This is a genomic window from Clostridium sp. CCUG 7971 (genome assembly GCF_017590215.1).
GTDB lineage: Bacteria > Bacillota > Clostridia > Peptostreptococcales > Peptostreptococcaceae > Faecalimicrobium.
In genome coordinates this window covers 1-6,174 of sequence record NZ_JAFFPK010000214.1, presented here as the reverse complement: position 1 = coordinate 6,174, position 6,174 = coordinate 1, and the positions used below count along the sequence as shown (strand labels likewise).

Here is a 6,174-nt window from a genome sequence, read left to right as displayed (position 1 = left end):
ATTACCTAAATTTAGGTAATCATTTTTTTATTTATTATATTATCCCTTGGCTCATCATAGCTTCTGCAACTTTTAAGAATCCTGCTATATTAGCTCCAACTACATAGTTTCCTTTATGTCCATATTCTTCTGCTGCATTTTTTGAAGCTTCAAATATGTTTATCATTATACCTTTTAATTTTTCATCTACTTCTTCAAAAGTCCAAGAAAGTCTCATGCTATTTTGAGACATTTCAAGAGCTGATGTTGCAACTCCACCTGCATTCGCAGCCTTAGCTGGAGCTACTAATATTCCTTTTTCTAGGAAGTATTCTACTGCCTCATTTGTACAAGGCATATTTGCACCCTCTCCAATAGCAAGCACATTATTTTCTACTAATAGCTTAGCTTCTTCTATACTTATATCATTTTGAGTTGCACATGGAAGAGCTATATCACATTTAACAGACCATATACCTTTTTGTCCTTCAAAATATTGACTACCTTCTTTTCTATTAGCATACTCTCTTATTCTTTTTCTTTCTACTTCTTTTATTTGTTTTATTAATTCTATATCTATACCATTTTCATCAATTACATATCCAGCAGAATCACACATCGCAACTACATTAGCTCCAAATTCTTGTGCTTTTTGAGCTGCATATATAGCAACATTTCCAGATCCGGATATAACAACTCTCTTACCTTCTAGTGAATGTTTGTGATAATTTAGCATTTCATTTACAAAGTATATAACACCAAATCCAGTTGCTTCCTTTCTAGCAAGGGAACCTCCATACGTTAATCCTTTACCTGTTAATACTGCTGCGTCATATGAGTTTCTTATCTTTTTATATTGCCCAAATAAAAATCCTATTTCTCTAGCTCCTACTCCTATATCACCTGCAGGAACATCCGTATGTTGTCCTATATGTCTATATAATTCAGTCATAAAACTTTGACAGAATCTCATTATTTCTCTATCTGACTTACCTTTAGGGTCAAAATCTGATCCACCTTTTCCTCCACCAATTGGTAGACCTGTTAAGGAATTTTTAAATATTTGCTCAAAACCTAAGAATTTTATTATTCCTAAATTAACTGATGGATGGAATCTTAAACCACCTTTATAAGGTCCTATTGCACTATTAAATTGTACTCTAAATCCTCTATTAACTTTAACATTATCATTGTCATCAACCCAAGGAACTCTAAACATTATTTGTCTTTCAGGTTCTACTATTCTTTCTAATATACTTTCCTTTATGTATTCTGGATGCTTCTCTAATACTGGCTCTAATGAGTGTAGTACTTCTTCTATTGTCTGATGAAATTCATTTTCTCCTTTATTTCTAACTTTTACATCTTCAATAACTTTGTTAACTACTTCTGCTACATTATATTCCATATTAAGATCCCCCTTATTTAAAAAAACCTTTCTTATTATAGATTTTATTCTTTCGAAAACGTTTTTTCAATATATTTTTGATAAATTTCTAATTATATTTTTTTATATATAAATTATTTATATCTATATTAATACGGCTTTATGTCAATAAATATTACAAAAATAGGATAAGACACCTGTCTTATCCTATTTCCATCATTTTTCCATTGATTGCATAAATAACTTTTTCACATACATTAGTGATATGATCACCTATTCTTTCAAGGTATCTTCCTACAAATAAAAGTCTTACACCTTGATTTATAGTTTCTGGGTTTTCATTCATTATTTTTAAGCAATCTTCATGAATTAGCTCATATAAACTATCTACTTTTTCATCTCTTAGAGCTGTATCATATGCTAATTTTTCATCTTCATTTTCTAGAGCTTCAAGTACCGCTAAAAGCATTTCTCTGCATTCATTTGTCATTTTAGGAATATCTATTAGTTCTTTTATATATGGTTCATTACCTATTTTTAATGTTTCAGCTGCAATATTAGATGCATAATCTCCTACTCTTTCTAATTCTATAGCTATGTTTCCTAGAGCATATACATATCTTAAATCCCTTGCCATAGGTTGCTTTAATGCCATCAATTCAATACTTCTATCTCTTATATATTCTCTTAGTGCATTTATCTCTTCATCTTCTTCTATAACTTTTTTTGAACCTTCTAAATCCTTTCTTAACATACAATCTACAGATGACTCTAAAGCTTTTTCACACCTTTGTATCATTTTTATAGTGTACTGCTTTAAAGTATTTATATCTAGCTCTAAACTCGTATTAACCATCTTAAAAACTCCTTTTAGATTTTGTTATATAGATTTTATCCAAATCTACCTGTTATATAGTCTTCTGTACGCTTGTCTTCCGGGCTAGTAAACATAGTTTTTGTGTCATTAAATTCTACTACTTCTCCATTTAGGAAAAATGCTGTATCATCAGAAACACGTGCTGCTTGTTGCATGTTATGTGTAACTATTACAATTGTATAATCATCTTTTAATGCTTCTATTAATTCTTCAACTTTTAAAGTTGATATTGGATCTAGCGCTGATGTAGGTTCATCCATAAGTATTACTTCAGGTTTCATAGCTATAGCTCTAGCTATACATATACGTTGTTGCTGCCCTCCTGATAAACCAAGTGCTGATGACTTTAATCTGTCTTTTACCTCATCCCATATAGCTGCACCTTTTAGACTCTCTTCAACTATTTTATCTAGCTCTTTTTTATCTCTTATTCCATGTGTACGAGGTCCGTATGCTACATTATCATATATACTCATTGGAAATGGATTTGGTTTTTGAAATACCATTCCAACCTTTGTACGTAACTTTATAACATCTTCACTCTTATATATATCTTCGCCATCAACTTCTATATTTCCTTTTATAGTTACATTATCTATAAGGTCGTTCATTCTGTTTAAAGTTCTTAAAAATGTAGATTTACCACATCCTGATGGCCCTATTAATGCTGTTACTTTATTTTCTTTTATATTCATATTTATTTTTTTTAGTGCTTGGTTATCACCATAAAATAAATCTAAGTCTCTTATTTTTAATTTTATTTCATTATTTGAATTCATTTTTACACCTCGTAAAATTTATTTAATAATTTGCCTTATTTAGTTTCTTTGCAACAACCTTAGCTATCATATTTAATGATAATACTAGTATTATTAAAACAACTCCAATGCTAGCTGCTCCAGATATATCGCCTTTCTCTTTCGTTAGTAAATATGCTTGAACAGTTAGTGTTCTAGCACTATCAAATATTGTACCTGGCATTTGAGCAACCGTTCCTGCTGTTAGTAATATAGCTGCTGATTCTCCTATAACACGACCTACTGATAATATAAGCCCTGATAGTATACCTGGTATAGCACTTGGAAGCACTACCTTATATAAAGTTTGAAACTTTGTTGATCCTAAAGCTAAAGATGCTTCTCTATAGTTTTGAGGCACTGTCTTTAATGATTCTTCTGTAGTTCTTATTATTACTGGTAATATTATTATCGCTACTGTTAATGCTCCTGATAATATAGAATATTTCATATCTAATGTTACTACGAAGAAAATTCCTCCAAATAATCCATATATTATAGATGGTATACCTGCTAAGCTTTCTGTAGCAAATCTTATTGCAGTTACCATTTTTCCTTTTTTAGCATATTCTTGTAAATATATTGCTGATAAAATCCCAATCGGTGTAGCTACCGCTATAGAAAGGACAACCATATATATTGTTGTTACTATCATTGGTAATATTCCACCATCTCCTGATGCAGAATAATCACTAAATAAGAATTTTAGATTTATTCCACCAATTCCATTTATAAATATATATCCTACAATTACAACTAATGTTGCTACTGTAAATATTGCTGATAAATAAATTAATGCTTTTAATATATTTTCTTTTAACTTTCTCATATTAATCTACCGCCTTGTTTGAAAGTTTGTTTAGTATTAAATTTAATATTAATATGAATGTAAATAATACAACCCCAGTTGCAAATAACATCTCTTGATGAGTTCCAAATGCGTATCCCATCTCTAGTGCTATATTAGTTGTAAGAGGTCTTACGCTATCCATTAAAGATGATGGCATAACTGGTGAGTTTCCTGCTACAAGTATTACAGCCATAGTTTCACCTAATGCTCTACCCACTCCTAAAACAACTGCTGCTAATATACCTGATTTAGCTGCTGGTAATATAACTTTAAATATAGTTTCTATTTTTGAAGCACCTAGTGCTAATGATCCTTCTTTATAAGCTCTTGGTACTGCCCTTATCGCTGTTTCTGATACTGATATTATTGTTGGTAGCATCATTATTGCTAAAACTATTATTACTGCTAAAAGACTTTGACCTTTAGCTAAATTGAATGTATTTTGTATAGTTGGTACTATAAATGCTAATCCAAATACCCCATATAATACTGATGGTATCCCTGCTAGTAATTCAACTGCTGGCGATATTATTTTAGCTACTCTCTTTGGAGCAATTTCTGCTATAAATACAGATGTTAGTATACCAATTGGTACTCCTATAACCAAAGCTCCCATTGTAGCAACAATTGAAGCCACTACCATTGATGATATCCCAAATTTATCTGATGTTGGTAGCCAATCACTTCCCATTAAAAATTCAGTAAAAGAGTAACCCTTTGATATAAAAGGAGTTAATCCTTTATAAAATACAAATCCTATTATTAAAAGTAAACTTAAAACTGCTATTAATGCGCTTATAAAGAATATATTTTTAGATATTTTTTCTATAACATATTTATTTTTATTTCCATTTTTATTGTCTCTATGATTTGAACTAACTACTCGAGACTTAACTAACATAAGCAATCGCTCCTTTAAACATTTTTTATTTAATAAATTATTCCTTGTTCCCTACACCTATATAATATAGTTTTAAAGTTAAATCTATATTAGATTTATGTTAAGTAAAAGTAAAATTATTTAACATTATTAACATTAATTACCATATAAGTCGCTTATGTTAAAACCATGTTAAATAACAATAAATTATAGCTTACTTGCAATAAAAAAGACACATATATATGTGTCTTTTTCAGTAGGGTATTTATCTATTTTATGCTTATGAAGCCTTTGCCTTCCATTATTTTTTGACCTTCATCACTTAATATGAAGTCTATAAATTTAGTTCCTTGCTCTGATATTTTACCTTCTGCATTAACTAATATAAATGGTCTTGCTATTGCATATTTACCTGACTTAACATTTTCTGGAGTTAACTCTACACCGTCTATTGTTAATCCATTTACTGCATCATCTACATATCCAAAAGATATATATCCTATTGCATTTTCATTTCCTTCAACTGTAGATTTTATATTTCCTGACCCATCACTTATTTGAGCGTCTTTTATTAACTCTTCAGATTCAAATCCAACTTTTTCTTGGAATCCATCTCTAGTTCCTGAACCATCTTCTCTTGATAAAACTACTATAGGAGCATCTTTTCCTCCTACATCTTTCCAGTTAGTTATTTTTCCTGTATATATATCTTTTACTTGTTGTAAAGTTAAATCTTTTACTTTATTATTTTTATTAGTTATAAGTGATATACCATCAAGTGCTATTTCAATTTCTTTTAATCCTGCATTTTTTTCTTCTTCTTTAATATCTCTTGATGCCATTCCTATTTCAGAAGTTCCTTCTATTGCATTTTTTATTCCTGCTGATGATCCAACTTGTTGTATTTCTACTGTAACACCTTCATTTTTAGCTTGAAACTCTTCTGCTATTACTTCCATAACTGGTCCTACTGAAGTTGAACCTGATACTGTAACTTTAGATCCATCTGATCCTTTATCTGAACTTGATCCACATCCTACTGCTAAACTTCCTACTAATATTGTACTAGCTAAAAGTACTCCTATTTTTTTCTTAAACATATAATGTACCCCCGTTTATATTTAAATTTTATTATTTTCATGTCCTTCACAATTTATATAATACAGTTGTTATGTTAAGTGAATATTATAAACAGGTTAAGCCAGTGTAAATAATGTTAAGAATGTGTAAAATTCGCTACGCTCATGGCGTCAACGATATAACTTCGCTACCGCTTCAGTTAAATCCGTTACTTAAAATTTACTTCGCTCATGGCGCCAACGATACAACTCCATATTCATTCAGTTACATCCCTTGCTTAAAATTCGTTTCTCTCACAATAAAAAATGAGCATTATAAATTTAT

6 protein-coding genes are annotated in these 6,174 nt (G+C 30.1%); all 6 read right to left on the bottom strand.

From position 1 onward, the window contains the following. Positions 1-34 precede the first annotated feature (34 nt). The gene (gene gdhA, locus JWF52_RS18805; RefSeq protein WP_208334999.1) at positions 35-1,387 is read right to left on the bottom strand and encodes an NADP-specific glutamate dehydrogenase; all 1,353 of its coding nucleotides are present in this window, start codon (positions 1,385-1,387) and stop codon (positions 35-37) included. 181 nt (positions 1,388-1,568) lie between these two features. After that, positions 1,569-2,222, bottom strand: a complete 654-nt coding sequence (gene phoU / locus JWF52_RS18800; protein WP_208334998.1) for a phosphate signaling complex protein PhoU — start codon at positions 2,220-2,222, stop codon at positions 1,569-1,571. Positions 2,223-2,257: 35 nt separating this feature from the next. Beyond that, a complete protein-coding gene (pstB, locus tag JWF52_RS18795; protein WP_208334997.1) occupies positions 2,258-3,022 on the bottom strand; it encodes a phosphate ABC transporter ATP-binding protein PstB in 765 nt (254 codons plus the stop codon). A gap of 22 nt (positions 3,023-3,044) precedes the next feature. Further along, on the bottom strand, positions 3,045-3,869 hold the full coding sequence (gene pstA / locus JWF52_RS18790) for a phosphate ABC transporter permease PstA (protein ID WP_208334996.1): 825 nt from the start codon (positions 3,867-3,869) through the stop codon (positions 3,045-3,047). Between the two features lies 1 nt (position 3,870). Continuing rightward, positions 3,871-4,791, bottom strand: coding sequence for a phosphate ABC transporter permease subunit PstC (pstC, locus tag JWF52_RS18785; protein WP_208334995.1), 921 nt, complete (start codon positions 4,789-4,791; stop codon positions 3,871-3,873). A 248-nt stretch (positions 4,792-5,039) separates the two neighbouring features. Further along, positions 5,040-5,870, bottom strand: a complete 831-nt coding sequence (locus JWF52_RS18780; protein ID WP_208334994.1) for a phosphate ABC transporter substrate-binding protein — start codon at positions 5,868-5,870, stop codon at positions 5,040-5,042. Positions 5,871-6,174 lie beyond the last annotated feature (304 nt).

Coding starts and splice junctions, on each gene's coding strand:
- gdhA (WP_208334999.1), bottom strand. CDS start 1,387: ATGGAATATAATGTAGCAGAAGTAGTTAACAAAGTTATTGAAGATGTA.
- phoU (WP_208334998.1), bottom strand. CDS start 2,222: ATGGTTAATACGAGTTTAGAGCTAGATATAAATACTTTAAAGCAGTAC.
- pstB (WP_208334997.1), bottom strand. CDS start 3,022: ATGAATTCAAATAATGAAATAAAATTAAAAATAAGAGACTTAGATTTA.
- pstA (WP_208334996.1), bottom strand. CDS start 3,869: ATGAGAAAGTTAAAAGAAAATATATTAAAAGCATTAATTTATTTATCA.
- pstC (WP_208334995.1), bottom strand. CDS start 4,791: ATGTTAGTTAAGTCTCGAGTAGTTAGTTCAAATCATAGAGACAATAAA.
- JWF52_RS18780 (WP_208334994.1), bottom strand. CDS start 5,870: ATGTTTAAGAAAAAAATAGGAGTACTTTTAGCTAGTACAATATTAGTA.